We start from the raw sequence: 20,256 nt of genomic DNA on the forward strand, positions 1-20,256 counted from the left end.
TCAGGGCGGTTTCCCCCGGCCGCGACGGCGCAACGGGATACTTTGCCTAGCGACAGCCGCTCGCACTTCGGTTACGCTCGCTCAACGTGACCGCGCCAACATCCATCGAACCGCACCCGGACCCGCAGTCGTCGTCAACGACCCCAGGCGCACACGACGACCTGCATTCCGGCCACCTCTACTGGCCGACGCGCAGCCGGTCTGCGCCGCTCGAGCCCGCCGCGCTCGCGCCCGCACAACTCGACGCAGTCATCCTCGGCGCGGGGATCACCGGCGCCTTCGTGGCCCACGCCCTGGCCCGGGCCGGCGTGAGCGTCGGCGTACTCGATGCGCGCGGCCCGGGCCGCGGCAGCACCGCCGCCAGCACCGCGCTTCTCCTCTACGAACTCGACACGCCGCTCACTGAGCTCTCGACGCGCATCGGGCCCCCCGCCGCAGCCGAGGCGTACCTTGCCGCCTGGCGCGCGCTGGGTGACTTGCGGGCTCTCGTGGCCGACCTCGACGACGACGCCGATCTCGCAGCGCGCCCGAGCCTGCACCTCGCAGCCCATCGCCGCGACATGCGCCGCCTCAAGGCCGAGGCGAAGGCCCGCAGCGAACTGGGCATCGCCGTCGAAATCCTCGGCCAGCGCGACCTTCGCGATCGCTTCGGCATCAACCGGCCCGGCGCGCTGCTCAGCGCCGATGCGTTCGAAGTCGATCCGCTTCGGCTCACCATGGCGCTGCTCCGCTCGGCGCAGCGCGCCGGCGCCGTCCTGCTGCCGCCCGGCGTCGTGGACGCTTCCGCGCTCGCTGACAGGGGCCGGCCTTTTCGATTGCGCTCGACCTGCAGCGGCGCCATCAGCGCGCGCCACGTCGTCATCGCCACCGGCTATGAAACGCCCGATGAGTTTGCCGAGATCGCACGCCGCGTCCAACTGCGCAGCACCTACGTCGTCGCCACCGAACCGCTGCCCGCCGAGCCGTGGCCGCAGCGCGCCCTGCTGTGGGACACCGGCGAACCCTATCTCTACGCCCGCACAACTGCCGACGGCCGCGTGCTCATCGGCGGGGAGGACGAGCCCTTCATGGCCGCCGATCGGCGCGATGCGCTCATTCCGGCCAAGTCGCGCCGCCTGCTCAAGCAGTTGCGCGAACTGGCGCCGGGAATCGATCCCCGCCCGGCGTTTCAGTGGGCCGGCGCCTTCGCCCAGACGCACGACGGCCTGCCCTGGATCGGCCGGCATCGCAACTGGCCCGACGTGCACTTTGCGCTTGGCTATGGCGGCAACGGCATCACCTTCAGCCTCATCGCCGCGCAAATCATCGCCAACAGCATCACGGGCCATGCCGACCCGCGCGCCCAACTCTTCGGCTTCGGCCGCTAAACGCGCCCGCACGGCTGCCGCGCGAATACCATGCTCGCGCCCCAGCGGAGCCTGCCATGGTGCACCTGCGTCTGACGACCGAATCGGATATCCCGGCGATCGTGGACATCGCCAACTGGTACGCCGCCAACACCCCGGCCAACTTCGCCGTCACGCCCGAGCCGGTGTCGATTTGGATTGACGCCTGGCGCCAGCAGCGCGAGAAGTACGCCTGGTTCGTCGCCGAGCAGGCGGGCGAGGGCATCGTCGGTTTCGCCAAGGCCTCGCCGTTTCGCGCGCGCTGCGCCTACCTGTGGACCATCGAAACCACCGTCTACCTCCGTGCCGGCTGGCACGGCCGGGGAATCGGCCGCGACCTCTACGAACGCGTGCTCTCGATCAGCCGCCGCCAGGGATACCGCAAGGCCATCGGCGGCATCACCCTGCCGAATCCTGCGAGCGTGAGCCTGCACGAGCACTTCGGGTTCCGACACGTGGGCACCATGTTTCGCGTCGGCTGGAAGTTCGGCCAGTGGCACGACGTGGGGTTCTGGGAATTGGAATTCGACGGCGGCGACTCGCGGGAACCCACTGAAAACATTGCACTTGTGGCCGAAGTGCTCGCAAATCCCGCTCCGACTGCCTCTTGAACTACAGTTTGTGGTAGAATCATCCGCCGGGCAAGGCCAATAAAATCACGCTTGCCCGGCGCGCGCCCGCCGCCTCGCCTGCATCGGCCGCGCCTGCGACATCGGCCATCCTTTACTGGCGACTAACCAAAGGAGAGACTCAGATGAAGATCGTCATTGCCACCGCCAGCGCGCTGCTGGTTGCCTCGTCCACTCTTGCCGGCCCGCCGCCTGCGGGTACGGACGTCACCCAGATCGTCCGCCAGGCGGACGAGACGACGCTCAAGTGCGAGCAGATCACCTACGACTTCCGCTTCCAGCCGCTGGAAGGCGCACCGCCATCGATCCAGTCCGCCTCGGGCCAGGTCAAGGCGATCATGGGCGACTCGATGGAGGAAAGCCCCTTCTGGGTCGAGATCGACAACCCCAACACCGACGGACCCATCGGCTCCAATCCCATCAAGATCATCTCCTTCGACGGCGAGAAGTACTACGAACTCGACTACGAAAAGAAGACGCTCCGCTGGGCCGGCGCCGACAACGGCGGCGAAGATCTCGTCGGCCTCGCGCCGCGCTACATGATGATCGAATTCGTCCACCCCACGCCGTTCTCGGATGAACTTAACGGCGAGTCGCTCAAACTCGAGGGCACGAAGGAGATCAACGGCGTCGAGTGCGACGTCGTCCACGTCGTCTACGCCGAGTCGATGGGCGAAGCCCGCTGGTACTTCGGCCAGAAGGATCACCTCCCCCATCGCGTCGAGCGCCTCAGCGGCGGCTACTCCGTCGAACTCGACCACGTGAACCCCAAGGTCAAACTCAAGGCCGCTGAATTCGCCCTCGAAGCGCCCGAAGGCTTCACCACGACCGAATACGAACGCCCCGAAGCGCCCAAGCCGCTGGCCGTCGGAGTCGAAGCGCCTGACTTCGAACTCCAGTCCGGCGAAGGCAAGACCGTTCGCCTCAAGGACCTGCGCGGCAACGTCGTGCTCATCGACTTCTGGGCCACCTGGTGCGGCCCGTGCAAGTTGGCCATGCCCGGCGTGCAGGAAGTCCACGAACACTTCAAGGACAAGAACGTCAAGGTCCTGGGCATCAGCACGTGGGAGAACGGTGACAAAGTCAATGATCCCATCAAGTACATGAAGGATCAGGGCTTCACCTACGGCCTGCTCGTCGAAGGCGATGAGGTCGCCGCGGCTTACAAGGTGCGCGGCATCCCGACCTTCTTTGTCGTCGACAAGGAAGGCAAGGTCGCCTACGTCAATGTCGGCTACGACCCCGAAGGCGAAAAGAAACTCATCAAGGTCATCGACGAACTGCTCACCAAGGGCGGCGTCTGATCCACCACTGATCGGCACTAAAAAAAGGTGCCAGGTACCTCTCCCAAAAAAAGGTACCTGGCACCTTTTATTTTCCGATGCAGAAGCCGGCGAAGATGCGGCCGAGCACGTCGTCGGGCGAGATCGCGCCCGCAAGTCGGCCGAGCGCATCGAGCGATCCTCGCATCGAAGCGGCGACCAGTTCCGGCTCGCGCAAAGCCACCGGCATCCGCGGCCCTCTCGCATCAATCAGCGAACAGGCATCCCGCAGATGCCTCGCCGCCTCGCGCAGGCACTGCTCGTGCCGCGGCAGCAGCGCCAGCGTCTCAGCGCCGAGCGACGCCACCCGATCCGACAGCGCCTCGCCGATGCGCTGCCGCAACTCGCTCAGACCCTCTCCCGTGACCGCGCTCACTCGAAGCGCGCCCGGCGCAAGCGGGGCCTGCCCGCCCGGCGCCAGATCCGACTTTGACTGCACGATGAACCGAGCGGCGAGTGACTGTTCAACTGGGGCCGTTGCAGGCGAGCATCCGCCATCGCGATCGCCGCCCATCGGAGGGACGAGTTGCACAAGCAGATCCGCCTGCTCGATGGCGCGCTGCGCCGCCGCCTGCATCTGCGGGTTCAGACCCGCGGGTGATTCGTCAAACCCTGCAACATCCACGAGCAGCACTTCCGGCGAAAGTGGATCGGCCGGATCCAGGTGCATCGGCTCGACAAGGACATCGCGCGTCGTGCCGCGCTCGGCGCTCACGACCGCTCGGCGCCGGCCGAGCAATGCGTTGTAGAGCGTCGATTTGCCCGCGTTGGGCGGACCGACGAGCACCACCGTCGGCAGCGCGCTGAGCGCTTCGCTGCCCACGGCTCGCGCCAGCGTCTGGTCGATCGCGTCGATGATCGCACTCAGCCGGCCGGCCAGATCGTCAGGCGCGATGGCCACCACGTCCTCCTCGTCGGTGAAGTCGATGCCGGCCTCAACCAGCGCCAGCGCCGCGGCAAGGCGGTCGCACAGATCGGCGGCAATGCGCCCGAGCCGGTTGCCGCTCAGCGCCTGCGCGGCGCGGAGTTGAGCATCCGACGCCGCCGCGATCAGCGCTGCAACCCCCTCCGCCTGCGTGAGCGTCAGCCGGCCATTGAGCCAGGCGCGGGCGGTGAATTCGCCCGGCTCGGCGTGCCGCGCCCCGGCGTCGATGGCCGCGCTGGTCACTCGTCCGATCAGCGTCGGGTTTCCGGGAATCGCGATTTCGATCACATCCTGGCCGGTGTAACTCTGCGGCCCGGGAAAGCACAGCAGCAGGCACGGGCAGCCCCCGCCGAGCCGGTGCGTGCGGACGCCGCGTTGCCGCTCGATGGGCCGGTGCGATTGGGCGCTGATGGCTTCAAGCACGGACCACGCCTGCGGCCCGGACAAGCGGATCAAACTGCGCCGCGAGGCGCCGGCAGCCGAGGCGCGCGCCACGATGGTGTCTGCAAAGTTCATCGGCGCCAGAGTCTATCGCCGCTCGGCCGTTCGTGATTCACTCAGCGCGACCGGCCGGACCGCTGCGCGCGGTTAGGCACTTTTTTCGTCGGCCGCGCCGCCACGGGTTTGGCGTCCTTGTCGAGATCGAGCGAGTCGATGTGCGAGCGGATGTACCGGCTCTCGAGAATACCCACCGTGCTCGAAGTCATGATGTAGAGCGTCAGCCCGCTGGGCGCCGTGTAGAGCATGATCGGGAACACGAGCGGGAAGACGATCTTCATGATCTTCTGCTGCTGCGCCTGCTCGGGCGTCATGTTCGGGTTCGGCGGCGTCATGTACTTCTGCTGCAGGTAGAAGATCACGCCCATGAGAATCGGCAGCAGGTTAATGCTCGACACCGAGCCCACGAGCGGAATCTTTTCGAGATACGGCCCGATCTTCGGGATGCTGCCCAGGATCGAGTGGCCAAGCGAAATGAAGTGGTCCGGCTGCGAAAGATCGGCCAAAAACGCCCAGTTGCCGAACATCTGAAACACGCCGTAGAACGCCGGCTGCTGGCGCAACTCGATCGCGAAGTAGAGCATCGCGTACAGCGCGATCCAGATCGGCGATTGGAGCAGCATCGGCAGCATGCCCAGGCACCCCGCTGGGTTGATGTTGTGCTCGCGGTAGAGCGCCATCTGCTCCTGCTGGAGCTTCTTGGGGTTGTCCTTGTACTTCTCCTGGAGCTTCTTCATCTCCGGCTGAAGTTTGGCCATGCCCCTGCTCATGCGCTGCATCGACACCTGGCCCTTCTTGGTCAGGGGATGCAGCAGCACGCGCACGAACAGCACGAGAATGATGATCGCCACCGCCCAGTCGTGGACGCCGATCCCCACGCCGGCGATGCGGATCACGTCGCCCTCGATCAGCCGCAGGAACCACAGAAGAAAGTGCGTGAGCCACTGGAATGTGCACCACGCACAGGTCAACTGGTAAACGACGAGTTCCTTGAGGTTGAACGCCTGGTACGGCTGCTCGGCGGCGAGCAGCGAACTGCGCAGCGGCCCGGCGTACACGCCCAGGTCGAGATTCCGGGTCTGGCCGGGCGAGAGTTGCACCTCGTTGCCCACCAGTTTCAGATTCATGTAGAGCGTGTCGGCAGCCTTGTCGTCGATGTCGCTCAGCCGCGGCGCCGGCGAGTTCACCCACATCTCGACGCGATCGACCTGGTCGAGAGCCCGGGCCAGATTCGCTTCGGGGTTCTCCACGGCCCGGTGCACCGCAAAGCCGAAATACCGGTTCGTCGTCGCCGCCCAAGCCAGCGTGTAGTTGCGCTGCAGGCTCGTCGCATTAGGCCAGATGAACTGGCTCTCGGGCGCATCGCCGGTTTCCCGGGCCCGCTCGATGGCGTCCTTGATTACGGTGTGGCGGCGGAGCAGGAAATCGCTTTCGTGGGCCAGCACTTCTGACGCGCTGCGCGGATCGAGGTAACCGAAGCGCACCCGCCGGAAGTCGCCGTAGCCGTTCTGCGAATAGGGCAGGTCGCCCGGGCCCCACTGCTCGAGGCTCACCGTCATCGGTTCGCTCGTCTCATTGCGCAGAGACTGGTGGAGCGTGACCTCGCCTTCGGAGTCGCCCAGTTCATAGCGGCGCGACACCGTCAGCACCGGCCGGTCCTGGGCATCCACGACCACCGCCTCGAATTCGCCCGGCGCGATCTGCCGGAACCAGCGAGGATCGTCGAATGCATCGACGCGTTCGCCGTTGATGTAGATTCGGCGTATGCCCAGCGCGGGCCGGCTGTCGGGCTGGCCGTCGAGCAGCGTGTATCGATCGTCGGACGACCGCTCGCGGCTCTCATAAAAATCAGCCAGCGTTATCTGCGAGAGTCCAGCTCCGTACGGGCTGAACTCGAGCATCAGTCGCGCTGCGTTGTCGGGCGAGTCCAGATTGCCCAATGGCGCCAGCGGCCCGGACTCCTGCGGCTGGAAGTGCAGGCCCGTCGGAACCGCTGCCGGCGGCTGTTCATCACCGGGTGGGCCGATCTCATCCGGTGACGACTGAGCCGCTTGCCCCTCGGGCTGCTGGTCGGCGCCGGTATCGTCCATCGCCTGGTCGTCGCTCTCGCCTTCAGCCGGGGGCTGAGTCTGCGGCTGAGACTCGGGTTGCACAGCCGGCGCGGCTGGGCCCGGCTGCTGCTTCGACTGGCCCGCGCCGCGGATGAGCACCGCCACAATGGCCAGCCCGACCAGGATGACCAATGACGTAATGAGGAATCGCTTGAATCGCGGTGACATGAATGGAACCCGTCAATGCTGATCGTTCATCGCCGGCAGAGCCGCGCCCCGCGCGGCGAGACGGCCCGCCGCCCCGGCCGCGGCGCCCGGCTCACCGGCCCTCGTAGAGGCGATCCGCGAGCCAGTCGTTCAACTGCGCGATGGCCTTGATCTTCCGCGCCACGGTATCGATGTCATAGCCGACCCGGTGGAATTCCACCGAGCCGTCTTCCAGAACCACGTAACTCGCACGCGGGTCGTTGTCGCGCGGCTGGCCGACCGAACCCACGTTGATCATGCACTTCTCGCCGTCCTGGAACGTGAACTTGTTCTTCAACTCCGCCGGGCCGTAAAAGTCGGGCTCATCCGTAAACACGCCCGGCACGTGCGTGTGTCCGACCACGGCGCAGCGGTCGATGCGCTCGAAGATCTGCTGGATCTTGAGCGTGCCGTTGATCGCATCGTCGGGGAAGACGTATTCATTGATCGGCCGGCGCGGCGAGCCGTGCACGGCGATGATCTGGTTCTCGCTGCCGAACTTCACCCGCACGCGCAGCTGGCTCAGAAACGCCCAGCGGCGAGCCCGGGCCTTCTCGTCCTGCTCGTTCTCGAACTGGGCCCGCGTCCAGTAGGCCGCCTGCTCGGCGCCGGGGTTGAAGTTGGTCGGCTCGTAGAGCACCCCGAAATCGTGGTTGCCCAGCAGCGACCACTGGCACCGGGCCTCGACGAGATCGACGCATTCGAGCGGCTCGGGTCCGTAGCCGACGATGTCGCCCAGACAGACGATGCCCTCGACGTTCTGGGTCTCGATGTGCGCGAGCACGGCCCGGAGCGCCTCGGCGTTGCCATGGATGTCTGAGATGACCGCGAGGCGCAAGGGTTGGCTCCACCGCTAACAAAAATGCCGGTCGCCGGAACGGCAAACCGGTTCCCGATCCTATTGGGATCCGGGCAAACCGTCAATCACCGCGAGCCGCAAGCCCAGTGCCAATTCCACGCTACCATCGGGTTCATTTCGCCGGCTGACCCGCCACGAAGTTCATCGGCGGCGCGGCCGGCGCCCCGCCGGGCTTGATCGGCGCACCATCCAAGGACCTCTCAAATGGCCGATTCTCAGTTCGATCTCATTGTCATCGGTGGCGGGCCCGGCGGCTATGTCGGCGCCATCCGTGCCTCACAACTGGGCATGAAAGTCGCCTGCGTCGAGCGCGACCGGCTCGGCGGCGTCTGCCTCAACTGGGGTTGCATCCCGACCAAGGCCCTGCTCAAGAGCGCCTATCTCTACCAGGAAGTCGCCAGGCACGGCAAGGAATGGGGCTTTGAATACGAGCGGCTGACCCACAACTGGGAGAAGGTCATCGGCCGCAGCCGCGGCGTGGCCGACACGCTCAATAAGGGCATCCACTACCTCTTCAAGAAGAACAACATCATGCACTTCGAGGGCCACGCGAAGATCACCCGCTCGGCCAAGGCCACGCTGCCCTGCGAAGTGCAGGTCTTCGACAAACCCGGCGGCACAAAGCAGCACACCATCACCGCGCCCAAGGTGCTTGTCGCCACCGGCGCCGCGCCGCGCGAACTGCCGTTTGCCCCCTTCGACGGCAAGACCGTCATCGGCTCGAAGGAAGCGATGACCATGGCCGTGCAGCCCAAGCGCATGCTCATCGTCGGCGCGGGCGCCATCGGCGTCGAGTTCGCCTATTTCTACAACGCCTTCGGCACCGAAGTAACCATCGTCGAAATGCTCGACCGCCTGCTGCCCATCGAAGACGATGACGTGAGCAAGGTGCTCGAGCGCGAGTTCAAGAAGTCGGGCATCAACATCCGCACGAGCCACATCACCAAGAAGATCGAAAAGACGCGCAGCGGCCTGGCGGTGACCATCGCCGCAACAGGCGACGAGAGCAAGACGGAGACGATCGAGACGGACGTGGTGCTCGTGGCCATCGGCGTGCGCGGCCGCTACGACGGCCTGTTCGATGCGGCGCTGGGCATCGAGACCTTCAAGGACCACATCAAAGTTGCCTACAAGGACGTGGAAGATCCGACTTACCAGACCAGCGCCCCGGGCATCTACGCCATCGGCGATGTCATCGGCCCGCCCTGGCTCGCCCACGTCGCCAGCGAGGAAGCCGTCGCCTGCGTCGAACGCATGAACGGCCACGACTGCGTCGGCGTCGATTACGACTCGATCCCCGGCTGCACCTACTGCCACCCGCAGGTCGCCAGCATCGGCAAAACCGAACGGGCGCTCAAGGAAGAGGGCCTCGTCGCCGGGAAGGACTACAACGTCGGCAACTACGGCCTCAAGGCGCATGGCAAGGCGATCGCCGAGGGCGAGAACGTCGGCATGGTGAAACTGCTCACGAGCATTCCGCACGGCGAGATCCTCGGCGCGCACCTCATTGGCGCTGAAGCGACGGAACTCATCGCCGAGTTCGCGTTGGCGCGAAGCGTCGAAGCGACCGCCGAGGACATCATCAACACGGTGCACGCACACCCGACGATGAACGAAGCAATCCACGAAGCCGCGCTGGCCAGCGAAGGCCGGATGATCCACGGGTGAAGCGAGAGCGGGCGCGTCACAAGGCGTCGCGCCTCGCATGGTTATACCCGATGTCTCAGCGCTGCCGCAGTCGGTCTCGACCTACGGCGTCGGCACGGGCCGGCTCGTCGCACACGTCGAAAGATCAATCGCCTGAATGAGGATGCGCCCGCCGCAGGCGACGTTGGGCGCGTTGGCGCTCAGCAGCGCGACGCCCGAGCCGTCGGCGGTTACCGTTCGCGCCAGCGTCACCGGGCTGCCCAGGCACAGACGCGTGCCGGCGCAGGGCATGTTGTTGGGAATGGTGAACCCGCCCGCCGAGCGCGAGTGCACAAACGCCACGCGGCCCACCGGCGTGCAGTCAAAGGCGCGGATGGCCAGCGTGCCCGGGCAGGCCCCGGCGACGGTGAGATCGATCGGCACGGTGCCGATGGTGCCCGTGTTCGTCCGCAGCCGCTGCGCGTGGATGTCGCTCTGCCCCGTGCCGCCGTGCTCCCAGACGAGCATCGCGCTGTTGGCGATCGAGATGGCATTGGCCGTGAGGCGCGATCGCCCGGTTCCGCCCGGCGTAAGCGACACGATCCCGGGCGCCCAGCGCAGGATGCCCGCATCCGTCACCCCGGCCGCGCGCACGGTGTCATCGTCAAAGCCGGCGCTCTCGATGAAACACACCGTCGCCTTGCCGTCGGCAAAGATGGTGTTGATCGAGCGGTAATCCATTCCGGCGCTGACCGGCCGCAAGACAATGCCGCTGTCGCCCCACAGCCGGCTGCCCGAGCCGTCGATGCGCTGGCCGTACACGCCGCGATTGGCCTGCCCGTTGCTCTGCTCCATCCAGAAGACGTAGATGCTGTCCGTGGCGGCGTCGTACGCCGCGGAGGGCGAAACGCGATCCTGCAGGCTGTTGATCGAGACGGGTACGCCGTTGTGCGCGAAGAGTTCATTGCCATCGGCGTCCACGTGCTGCACGTAACACTGCAGCGAGCCGCTCGTGTTGTACCATGCGAACACGCCGCCGCCCGAGCCGTCTTCGACGAACGGCGGGAAGTTGCCGAACTGCAGCGATCCGCCGTCGAACACCTTCACATGCCCGCCCGTCCACCGGGGCGCGCCCCTCGTGCTGATGCGCTGGGCATAGAGATGCTTGGGCGCGTTGAAACTCGTGGACTGCACCCAAGAGACGATCACGTCGCCGTTCACGCTGGGATGGAGGTCGGCAAGCGAGAGCGAAGCGCCGTTCGGATCGCTGAGGATCGTCTCGCTGCTCCAGAGAACATTGCCGTCCGCGTCGAGGCGCTGAAGGTGAACATTCTTCTCCTGCGTCCAGGCGACGACGCACTGGCCGTCGCTGGTGCCGGCAATCTTCGGCGACGCCACGAAGGCGCTGCCATTGCTGAACTGCACGCCGTTGGCGCCCCATGGCATCGAGCCGTCCTTGCCCACGCGCTGGGCGGTGATCTTCGTGCCGCCGAAGCGGTCATCGCGAAACGCGAGCAGCGCAAAGCCGCTGCGATCGACATCCAGGCCGTAGTCCTGCGTCGAACTGAAACTGCGATCGGCGATGAGCAGGCCGTTGTGGGGGAAGGTCTCGTTGCCCTGCGGGTCGATGAGTTGCAGCGCGATGTCGTAGCCGTGGCCGATGTTGCGCTGCCAGACGAGAAAGTCGCGGCCGTCCACGTCGCCGTCCGCCGCCGCGGACTTGGGCTGGATCTCATCGCCGGTCAGGTCGGCGATGATGAGGTCAGTCGGCTGCGTGCAATTCTGTGCGATGGCCCCGGCGCTCAGCAGGCCAAGGGCGACTCCAGCCGAGCAGGCAATCAAACGACGCGATGTACACATCTTCTTCTCCCCGCCCCATGCTCTGTTGGTCTCAGAAAGCCGTCGCTGCGGCGCGGCAGGTAATTTGGGCCCCGTCGCCGGAACGCGTAGCGTACCAGATTTTGCATCTGAGTGCAACAGAAAACCACAATGGACTCCAGCAAACCCCGCGGGGAAAGTGATCGGGCAATGGAACGTGAGCCAGTTCCAACCCGCTTACAGCTCCGGGAACGTGAGCCCGAAGCGCTCGCACAACCCCGGAATGCTGCCCAGATCCATCTCGAGCTTGTACTTGGCGGCGATGGCGGCGAACTGCTCGACATCCCCCCATGCGGCTGCGACTTCACGAAAGAAGTCCTCGAAACCGCCAGGGCTGATAATCTCGATGATCTCGCACGGCTCATCGCCGGCATTCCAGAACGTGTGCCACTGGCCCCGCGGCTTGAAGACCCACGTGCCCGGTTCGGCGGTAACGACTTCATCGCCCAGCAAGGCTCCCAGCCGGCCGCGCAGGACATAGGAGTACTCATCCTCGTTCCTGTGCCGGTGCAGCGGCGCGGCCAAAGCCCGCGGCGCGATGGGGTGGTGAACCACCGAAAATCGCCCCCCCGCCTCGGCCGCATCGATCTTCCATCGAACGCCCAGCCCGCCGAAATCGAAAAATGCTCGCTCATCGGCCTTGATCGCCGTCGCCATGTCTCGCTCCTTCTGTCGGGAAAGGCCATCATCGACGCACCGGGTCCGACGTCAAGCCGGGCCAGAGCCCCATTGCGCCAAGCGGCAAGCGACAGCGATGCTCAGGTTCCGCAGCGGGCCGCTTGACAACAGCCGGCGCCATGCTATCATTTGCACGATGACGCAAATACGCAAGAACCCGCCCGCCTCCAGCCACTCTCGCCCGAATCGCTGCTGCCCCAATCTCGCCGACCTGCTCGACCCCAAACTCTTCCGCGCCCTGGCCGACGCCAACCGCCTCTCCCTGTTCATGCGCCTGGCCGCGTGCGGCGAGCCCTGCACCGTCGGCCAGCTCAACGCCTGCTGCCCCGTCGATCTCTCCGTCGTTTCGCGCCACCTGGCCATCCTCCGCGACGCCGGGGCCCTCGAGTCAACCAAGCGCGGCAAAGAGGTCTACTACCGCGTGAACTTTGAGCGGCTCGTGCCGGTGATGCGCGGCATCGCCGGGGCTCTCGAGAACTGCCAGTGCGAAACCAACTCCTGCTGCTTCAGCGCCATTGACCGCGCCGCCACTCCAATATCCGCACCGCCGTCCACGTCGGCCCGGCGCCAACCGCCGCGCCGAAAAACTGACTCTCAATCCCGAAAGGAACGATCCTCATGAGTACCCGAGAAGCCGAAATCCGCGAGCACGTTTCGCAGGCCTACACCAGGGCCGTCACCACGCCTGGCGGCGGTTGCTGCGGCGGAATGAAACCCGAGCAGAAAGGCGTCGCGGTCAAGTGCGCCGGCTATGGCGAAGACCTCGCCGACCTGCCCGCCGACGCCGTCGAGAATTCCTTCGGATGCGGCAACCCGCTGGCCTTTAGCGAGGTTCGCGTCGGCGACACCGTCATCGATCTGGGCAGCGGCGCGGGCATCGACCTGCTCATCGCCGCGAAGAAGACCGGGCCCACCGGCCGCGTCATCGGCATCGACATGACCGACGCGATGATCGCTCGCGCCAACGCCAACATCGCCGACGCCGGCGTAAGCGACTACGTCGAGGTCCGCAAGGGTCTCATCGAGAACCTGCCCGTGGACAGCGGCACGGTGGACTGGGTCATCTCCAACTGCGTCATCAATCTCTCGCCCGAGAAGGACAAGGTGTTCGCCGAGATCGCCCGCGTTCTCAAGCCCGGCGGCCGCATGCTGGTGTCCGACATCGTCGTCGACAGCCTGCCCGAAGAACTCCGGCGTAACCAGGCACTGTACAACTCCTGCGTCGCCGGCGCGATCAGCGAGAAGGACTATCTCGCCGGCCTGCGCAAGGCCGGACTCACCGACGTCGAGGTCAGGAAGCGCCACGTCTACGACGACTGCCAGCTTGAAGCCCTCATCGAAAGCGAGATCGTTGAACCGAGCGAGCGCAAGAGCGGCTGTGGATGTGGCTGCGCAGCTCCAGTGGATGTCGATGTCGCCCAGATGGCCACCCGCGCCGCCGGCAAGGTCGCCAGCATCAGTGTGTACGCCCGCAAGGCCTGAGCGAATCAGCCGCGAAGAGGCAGAGAGTTCAGCCGCAAAGAGGCACAGAAGGCACAAGAGGCAGTTGATCAGATAGCCGTCTTGCGCCTTTTGTGCCTCTTCGCGGCGAGCCGGATTTGCGGCCGGCTGAGTCCGCCTAGCATGGTCCATGCGACACTTTCTCACCACCGCCGACTGGTCCCGCGATGATCTCCAGCGCCTTCTCGACGAAGCCAAGCGCCTCAAGGCCGATCCGATTCAGCCGCGTCTGAAAGACAAGACCATCGCCCTGCTGTTCTTCAATCCCTCGCTGCGCACGCGGAGCAGTTTCGAGATCGGCGCATTCCACCTCGGCGCCCACGCCGTCGTTCTCGAGCCCGGCAAGGGCGCCTGGCCGATCGAGTTCGAAGAAGGCGTCGTGATGGACAAAGAGCCCGAAGAGCACATCGCCGAAGTCGCGCGCGTGCTCTCGCGCTATTGCGACGCCATCGGCGTGCGGGCGTTCCCCAAGTTCATCGACTGGTCGATCGACCGGCAGGACCGCGTCATCAACCAGTTCGCCCGCTACGCCACCGTGCCCGTCATCAACATGGAGACCATCACCCACCCCTGCCAGGAGATGGCGCTCATGCTCGCTCTGCAGGAGCGATTCGCCGGCCAGTGCGATGGCAAGAAGTTCGTGCTCACCTGGACCTACCACCCCAAGCCGCTCAACACCGCCGTCGCCAATTCGGCCCTGATCATCGCCGCCAAGTTCGGCATGGATGTGACCCTGCTCTGCCCCACGCCCGAGTACGCCCTCGACGAGCGCTACATGACGCTGGCCAGGCAGTACACGAGCGAGAACGGCCGCAGCCTCACCATGACCCACGACATCGAAGCGGCCTACAAGGGCGCCGACATCGTCTACGCCAAAAGCTGGGGCGCGCTGCCGTACTTTGGCAAGTGGGAGCCCGAGAAGCCGATCCGCGACAAGCACAAGCACTTCATCGTCGATGAAAAGAAGATGGCCCTGACCAACCGCGGCCTCTTCAGCCACTGCCTTCCCGTGCGCCGCAACGTCAAAGTCACCGACGGCGTACTCAATTCACCCAACTGCATCGCCATCGAAGAGGCGGAGAATCGCCTGCACGTGCAAAAGGCGATCATGGATGAACTCATCAACCGCACGTGATCGGGCATCCAACTTCCAACCCAAAGACACCACGGCACAAAGACACAAAGATAACCTCGAATTTGATTGGAAGGGCTCAGCAATCCCTTTGTGCCTTCGTGACTTTGTGGCGTTGTATTGAGCGTTCACGTCCCGACTGGAATGAGCGTGGCCGATTCGCAGTTCCATCCTGAGTTTCTCGCCGCTCTGCGCGACGCGAAGCACATCGCCATCCTCACCGGCGCCGGCGTCTCAGCCGAGAGCGGCGTGCCGACTTTTCGCGATGCGCTCACCGGCCTGTGGGCGAAGTTCGACCCGATGCAGCTCGCCACGCCCGAGGCCTTCTCGCGCGACCCGGCGACCGTCACGCGCTGGTACGACGAGCGGCGACTGAACGTACTCAAGTGCGCGCCGAACCCGGCGCATCTTGCGCTGGCGCAGTGGCAGCGATCATGCGCCGCGGCCGGCCGAACCTTCACGCTCATCACGCAGAACGTCGATCGGCTCCACCAGGCGGCGGGAAGCACCGACGTCATCGAAATCCACGGCTCGCTCATCGAGTGGCGCTGTCTCATCACTCAGCGGGTGCATGAGTTTCGAGAAGGGCCCTTCCCGCAGTATCCGCCGCGCTCCGAGGCCGGGGGGCTGCTGCGACCCAACGTCGTGTGGTTTGGTGAGGCGCTGCCCGAGGAGGCTGCCCGCGCCGCGGAGCACGCCGCCGGCTTCTGCGATGTCTTCATCTCGATCGGCACCAGCGCCGTCGTCTACCCCGCCGCCGGCTACCTCCACCTCGCCAAGTCGTCGGGCGCCATCACCGCCGAGATCAATCGCGATCCCACGCCGGCAACCGACGTGGTGGATTACGCCATGCGGGGGCAGGCGGGAACGATTCTCCCGGCGTTGCTGCAGGCTCTGCAGACCTGATGCTGCCGCCGCTCTCTCCGCGCGATGCCGTGCGGACCGCGGGCTGTCTTCCCTACCATGCCATTCCATGAATGCTGAATCATCCCAGCAGCGAACCGCGCGCCTCGCCCAACTCGACCACGCCCACGTCTGGCATCCCTTCACGCCGATGCGGCAGTGGCGCCAGGCCGAGCCGATCATCATCGACGCGGCCGAGGGCGATGAACTCATTGACACCGAGGGTCGTCGCTACATCGACGGCGTGAGTTCGCTCTGGTGCAACATGCACGGCCACCGCGTGCCCGAGATCGACGCCGCCATCCGCGCCCAACTTGATCGCGTGGCGCACAGCACGATGCTGGGGCTTGCTTCGACGCCGTCCATCGAACTGGCCGCGCGCCTCGTCCACGCGGCTCAGCGTCTCAATGAGGCGCGGCGCCGGAGCGATCTTCCCGATCGCGCGCCGCTCAATAAGGTCTTCTACTCCGACGCCGGCGCGACCGCAACGGAACTGGCCATCAAAATGGCCGTGGGACGCCAGCACCACACCGGCCACCCGGGCCGCAAGACCATCATCGCCTTCAGCGGCGCGTACCACGGCGACACGGTCGGCGCCATGAGCGTGGGCTACAGCGAAACCTTTCACCGGCCGTTCTCATCGCTTACGTTCAGCACCGTCTTCGCGCCGGCGCCGGATGTGACCAACGCCCCCGAGGCAAGAGACATCGACTGGCCATGGCACGACGAGTCGCTTCGCCAGGAGGTGCGCGACCGCTGCCTGAATCAACTCGACGCCATTCTCGATGCGCACGCGGGCTCGATCGCCGCCGTGATGATTGAGCCGCTCGTGCAGGGCGCTGCAGGGATCGTCACTCATCCGCCCGGATTTCTTGCCGGCGTGGCCCGTCGCTGCGAGCAGCGCGGCATCCCGCTGATTGCCGATGAAGTCGCCGTAGGCTTCTGCCGCACCGGCACGCTCTTTGCCTGCGAGCACGAGGGCGTCGTTCCCGACATTCTCTGCCTGGCCAAGGGCATAAGCGGCGGCTACCTGCCGCTGGCCGCGACGTTGTGCACCGATGAAATCGAGCAGGCGTTCTGCGGCGAGCCGTGGGAGCACAAGACGCTCTACCACGGACACACGTACACCGGCAATCCGCTCGGCTGCGCTGCGGCGCTGGCCAATCTCGATCTCATCGAGCAGCGCGACACCTGCGCCAACGTGCAGCGCAACGCAGCAAGCATGAGCCGGTCCCTGGCGCTGCTGCGCGATCATCCCCACGTCGGCGACGTGCGGCAGTGCGGCGTGATGGTCGGCATCGATCTCGTCGCTTCGCGCAGGCCGCGCGTGCCGCTGAACCCGCGCGCCCGCACCGGACACGCCGTCTGCGCCGCCGCCCGGCCGCGCGGGCTGATCATCCGGCCGCTGGGCGACACGATCATTCTCAACCCCATGCCGGGCATGAAGGCCGATACACTTGAGAGGATGATGCGGATCGTCATCGACACCATCGGCGATTTCGATTTTGCCGCTTCGGCGGACTGACCGCGGCGGCACGGAGATCTGCATGCTCGTCGCCCTCATGATCGACGAAGAGATTGGCCGATGCGAGCGCGACTGGTTCAATCGCACCGTGGTCGGGCTCATCTCCGCGCGGCAGCGCGTCGTGCGCCTGCTGCCCGACACCATGCCCGACGATCCGCGCGTAGCGCTGACGCCGCGCCTGGCCTACCGCGCTTCGGGCCTGCCGTGGACGCTCAGCGCCTCGATCCGCCAGATGGCTGAATCGCTCCAGTCGCCAAAGCCCGATGTCATTCACGCGATCGGCGCCGGCGCGTGGCGCGGAGCGATGACGCTGGCCGGGCTGCTCGATTGCCCGGTGGCGCTCTCCGTCTGGTCGCGCGAGGAGGCGCGGGCGGCACAGCGGCATGCATCATCGGCGCACCTCGGCGCGGTTCTGCCCGCGGGCGAAGCGCTGGCGCGCCTCTGCGGCCGCGGCGTGCCGCGCGAACTCATACAGACGGTTCCGATCGGCGTGTACGTCGCGCCCGAGCCGCACCGCATTCTGGCGCAGGTCGAGTTCAGCGTCGCGGTGGTCCTCGCCGGCCGCGGCGCGCCCTACAGCGCCATTGAAGGCGTGATCGACGGCTTTGCCATGGTGGCGCCGGACTTCCGCCAGGTAACGGTGTTTGCCGACCTCGATGAAGCCGTCAAAGCCCGGGCCTGGCGCCGCGCCGGCGACCGGTCGGTGCGCGACCAGTTCAGCCTCATCCCCGACGTGCTCGAACACCGCGAACTGGTGCTCTCGGCAAGCGTCCTCGCCGTGCCCTTCGCCACGGGGCGCAACAACAGTTTCCTGCTGCAGGCGATGGCGGCGCCCATGGCCACGATCGCCGTCCCCGACCCGTACATCGACGTGCTCTATGGCCAGGACGCGGCCACCCTCCTCGAACACATTGAGCCCGCGGCGTGGGCCACGGCGCTGCGGCGGCTGCTCTCAAGCCCGGACGCCGCCCGGGAACGCGCGGAAAGTGCGCGTCGCATCATCGCCCAGCGCCACTCCATGAGCGCCCAGAGCGACCTGCTCTGCGCCACCTACGAGCGCATGGTCACCGGCGGAAACGTCACCCTTTCGGCCTGAAACGGCGCCCCGGTGGTCCGTCGCGCCAAATTTGCGGCGGAAAAAACTTTTAGTTGTAAATCAAAGCGGCCGCGTCAGTTACGCAATGTCAATCGGCATATGCCTTGTTTTTCATATTGCGTCGGCTCAAGTTTGTCCGATTTTTGGAATGATCATCTTTCTCCCCTCCGCCCCGTTGCCGCCTTGTGTGGCAACGGGGTTTTTCATCTGGGGCAGGGAGAATCGGCCGGCGGCGCCGCGCTATGCCCGGATCAACTGCTGCAGTTTGCGCGGCGACTCGCCCTGGCCCGTGCGGATACTCAGCCGCACCGCCTCGCACACCGCCAGCGTGGACGGCTGAGGGTAGGGCTCGCGCGGCACGCGACGGGGATCCAGGATCGCGTCGATCTCATCGGCCAGCAGGTCCGCCGGGGCGGCCGCGGCGCCGCGAGCCGACGGCCGCTCGAAGCGGTTCTGCTCCATCACGGCGCCGGCCGGATCGACCCACTCCAGGTCGTGATCGGTCATGCGGACGCAGCCGTTCTCGGCCAGGACGGTGACGCCCCGGGCCCACGTCCCGCCGCAGTCGCTCACGTGGATGCTCGCGCAGCAGTTCTGCGCAAAGCGGGCGTTGACGGTGATGTGGCCGTGCAATTCGCGCAGGGTCTCGGGCTGGTTCGAGGTCGGCCCGCTCATGGCGGCGTCGAGCAGTTCGATGGGCCCGCAGAGGCGCTCGACGGTATCGACCGCGTCAGTCAGTCGCGCGTAGAGCGAGCCGCGCGAGCCGCGGCAGCGCATCATCACGTTCACCGATCGGATCGCACCGAGGTTCTCGCGCAGATCGTCAAACAGGCGCATCGGCGCGCTGTGGCGCATGGCGGGCACGAGCCACACCGGCGACTTCACGCCCTCGAGCGATGCGTCGGAAATGCCGTCGGCGATCGGCTCAAGCGTGAGCGTGGCGCTGGCTTTGTCAAAGATGGTCTTTCGCTCATCGCGGACAATGCCGCCCAGCGTGAGCAGCACGAGCACATCGTGCGATACGTGGTGCACGGCCTGGCGCAGGTCATCGGTCTTCTCGGCCTGGAAGCGCGTCGAGAGTTCGGCCGCCGCGGCGGGGTTGGGCGCGCCGATGGCCGCGAGGTCCAGCCGCGTCGCCTGGCGCCATTCATCGATGAGATCGGCGTGCTCCGCCTCGCACCAGATGATGGCCCGCCGACCCGTCGGCGTTGCCGCAACGCCGTCACCATCGACTTTGGACACTTCGGCCATGCCACAGTGTATCGAGGCCAGGGCGCGGCTGCCGCGAACCAGCGCAGCGCGGAGCGACTATCATCTCGTGTCGCCGCGGATGCGACGATCGCTCCGGGAGCACGCTTCCGGGGAGGAAAGTCCGAGCACGGCAGGACACGGTGATGGGTAACACCCACCGGCTCGAACAGGGCGCTTCGGCGCCGCGGTCGCGGGCCAGGGAAAGTGCCACAGAAAACACACCGCCGATGATTGGGCCCCGCGCCCGAAACAGGCAAGGGTGAAAAGGTGCGGTAAGAGCGCACCGCCCGATTGGTGACAATCGGGGCATGGCAAACCCCACCGCGTGCAAGGTCGCACAGTTCCCGGCTGGTCCGGCCAATGGGAACGGGTAGACCGCTGCGTGACGGCGCTTCGGCGTTTTCACGCCCCGTCGCGGCAACGCGCCGGGCAGAGAAATGATCGTCCCGCGCCGGCCGCGAGCCCCCGTCAAGGAGCAGGCCAGCGCGGAACAGAACTCGGCTTACCATCCGCTGCCGACCGTTCACTGCACACGCCTTGATGACCTCAATGCGTGTGTCGGTGCGCGCTGATCCAGTCGGACGTTTAGCGCTTGAGCACCAAGACGCAAAGGCACAAAGACACGAAGAAGAACTGAATCGGAGTGAACCGGGGGCGCTGATTTCGATTCAATTCAAAACTGGCATTCTGATTTGTGACGTCGTGCCGTTGTGACTTTGTGCTGAATGTGTTGGACCCCCGACGACCGCTCA

Annotated in this window: 16 protein-coding genes and 1 other RNA gene; 11 read left to right on the forward strand and 6 right to left on the reverse strand. The window is 66.0% G+C overall.

Annotated features, from left to right (window positions below; genetic code table 11):
* The first annotated feature begins 86 nt into the window (after nucleotides 1–86).
* The 3 genes from IT430_17530 to IT430_17540 all read left to right on the forward strand — a co-directional run bounded on the left by IT430_17530 (nucleotide 87) and on the right by IT430_17540 (nucleotide 3,318).
* The gene (locus tag IT430_17530; GenBank protein ID MCC6909741.1) at nucleotides 87–1,367 is read left to right on the forward strand and encodes an FAD-binding oxidoreductase; all 1,281 of its coding nucleotides are present in this window, start codon (nucleotides 87–89) and stop codon (nucleotides 1,365–1,367) included.
* Nucleotides 1,368–1,423: 56 nt separating this feature from the next.
* Complete coding sequence (locus tag IT430_17535; GenBank protein MCC6909742.1) at nucleotides 1,424–1,996, forward strand: N-acetyltransferase; 573 nt, start codon at nucleotides 1,424–1,426, stop codon at nucleotides 1,994–1,996.
* 143 nt (nucleotides 1,997–2,139) lie between these two features.
* On the forward strand, nucleotides 2,140–3,318 hold the full coding sequence (locus IT430_17540; protein ID MCC6909743.1) for a TlpA family protein disulfide reductase: 1,179 nt from the start codon (nucleotides 2,140–2,142) through the stop codon (nucleotides 3,316–3,318).
* Between the two features lie 67 nt (nucleotides 3,319–3,385).
* On the opposite strand, the gene IT430_17545 is transcribed toward IT430_17540, so the two are convergent.
* The 3 genes from IT430_17545 to IT430_17555 form a co-directional block, all read right to left on the reverse strand.
* Complete coding sequence (locus tag IT430_17545; GenBank protein MCC6909744.1) at nucleotides 3,386–4,777, reverse strand: 50S ribosome-binding GTPase; 1,392 nt, start codon at nucleotides 4,775–4,777, stop codon at nucleotides 3,386–3,388.
* 41 nt (nucleotides 4,778–4,818) lie between these two features.
* Nucleotides 4,819–7,038, reverse strand: coding sequence for a YidC/Oxa1 family insertase periplasmic-domain containing protein (locus IT430_17550; GenBank protein MCC6909745.1), 2,220 nt, complete (start codon nucleotides 7,036–7,038; stop codon nucleotides 4,819–4,821).
* A 91-nt stretch (nucleotides 7,039–7,129) separates the two neighbouring features.
* Nucleotides 7,130–7,894 carry a metallophosphoesterase family protein gene (locus IT430_17555; protein MCC6909746.1) on the reverse strand — a complete coding sequence of 255 codons (765 nt, stop codon included), beginning with the start codon at nucleotides 7,892–7,894 and terminating at the stop codon, nucleotides 7,130–7,132.
* 225 nt (nucleotides 7,895–8,119) lie between these two features.
* Here IT430_17555 and lpdA point away from each other — a divergent pair, with 225 nt between their 5' ends.
* Nucleotides 8,120–9,583 carry a dihydrolipoyl dehydrogenase gene (gene lpdA, locus IT430_17560; protein ID MCC6909747.1) on the forward strand — a complete coding sequence of 488 codons (1,464 nt, stop codon included), beginning with the start codon at nucleotides 8,120–8,122 and terminating at the stop codon, nucleotides 9,581–9,583.
* An 81-nt stretch (nucleotides 9,584–9,664) separates the two neighbouring features.
* Here lpdA and IT430_17565 read toward each other — a convergent pair whose 3' ends face one another.
* A complete protein-coding gene (locus IT430_17565) occupies nucleotides 9,665–11,401 on the reverse strand; it encodes a hypothetical protein (protein ID MCC6909748.1) in 1,737 nt (578 codons plus the stop codon).
* A gap of 195 nt (nucleotides 11,402–11,596) precedes the next feature.
* Nucleotides 11,597–12,076 carry a cupin domain-containing protein gene (locus IT430_17570; protein MCC6909749.1) on the reverse strand — a complete coding sequence of 160 codons (480 nt, stop codon included), beginning with the start codon at nucleotides 12,074–12,076 and terminating at the stop codon, nucleotides 11,597–11,599.
* A 157-nt stretch (nucleotides 12,077–12,233) separates the two neighbouring features.
* Between IT430_17570 and IT430_17575 the strand changes: the two genes are divergently transcribed.
* From IT430_17575 to IT430_17600, 6 genes are all read left to right on the forward strand, one after another.
* A complete protein-coding gene (locus tag IT430_17575; GenBank protein ID MCC6909750.1) occupies nucleotides 12,234–12,719 on the forward strand; it encodes a helix-turn-helix transcriptional regulator in 486 nt (161 codons plus the stop codon).
* Nucleotides 12,716–13,579, forward strand: a complete 864-nt coding sequence (arsM, locus tag IT430_17580) for an arsenite methyltransferase (protein MCC6909751.1) — start codon at nucleotides 12,716–12,718, stop codon at nucleotides 13,577–13,579. Before IT430_17575 ends, arsM begins: the two co-directional genes overlap by 4 nt.
* Nucleotides 13,580–13,727: 148 nt before the next feature.
* Nucleotides 13,728–14,732 (forward strand): N-acetylornithine carbamoyltransferase, encoded by a 1,005-nt coding sequence (locus IT430_17585; GenBank protein MCC6909752.1) that lies wholly within the window; start codon nucleotides 13,728–13,730, stop codon nucleotides 14,730–14,732.
* Between the two features lie 147 nt (nucleotides 14,733–14,879).
* Entirely contained in the window at nucleotides 14,880–15,635 is a 756-nt protein-coding gene (locus IT430_17590; GenBank protein MCC6909753.1) for an NAD-dependent deacylase, read from the forward strand.
* 67 nt (nucleotides 15,636–15,702) lie between these two features.
* A complete protein-coding gene (gene bioA, locus IT430_17595; GenBank protein MCC6909754.1) occupies nucleotides 15,703–17,157 on the forward strand; it encodes an adenosylmethionine--8-amino-7-oxononanoate transaminase in 1,455 nt (484 codons plus the stop codon).
* A gap of 22 nt (nucleotides 17,158–17,179) precedes the next feature.
* On the forward strand, nucleotides 17,180–18,253 hold the full coding sequence (locus tag IT430_17600; protein MCC6909755.1) for a hypothetical protein: 1,074 nt from the start codon (nucleotides 17,180–17,182) through the stop codon (nucleotides 18,251–18,253).
* A gap of 240 nt (nucleotides 18,254–18,493) precedes the next feature.
* On the opposite strand, the gene IT430_17605 is transcribed toward IT430_17600, so the two are convergent.
* Nucleotides 18,494–19,504, reverse strand: a complete 1,011-nt coding sequence (locus IT430_17605; protein MCC6909756.1) for a hypothetical protein — start codon at nucleotides 19,502–19,504, stop codon at nucleotides 18,494–18,496.
* Nucleotides 19,505–19,575: 71 nt separating this feature from the next.
* On the opposite strand from IT430_17605, the gene rnpB reads away from it, so the two are divergent.
* Nucleotides 19,576–20,025: RNase P RNA component class A (rnpB, locus tag IT430_17610), an RNA gene on the forward strand.
* The last annotated feature ends 231 nt before the right edge of the window (nucleotides 20,026–20,256 follow it).

This window comes from Phycisphaerales bacterium (genome assembly GCA_020852515.1).
GTDB lineage: Bacteria > Planctomycetota > Phycisphaerae > Phycisphaerales > UBA5793 > UBA5793.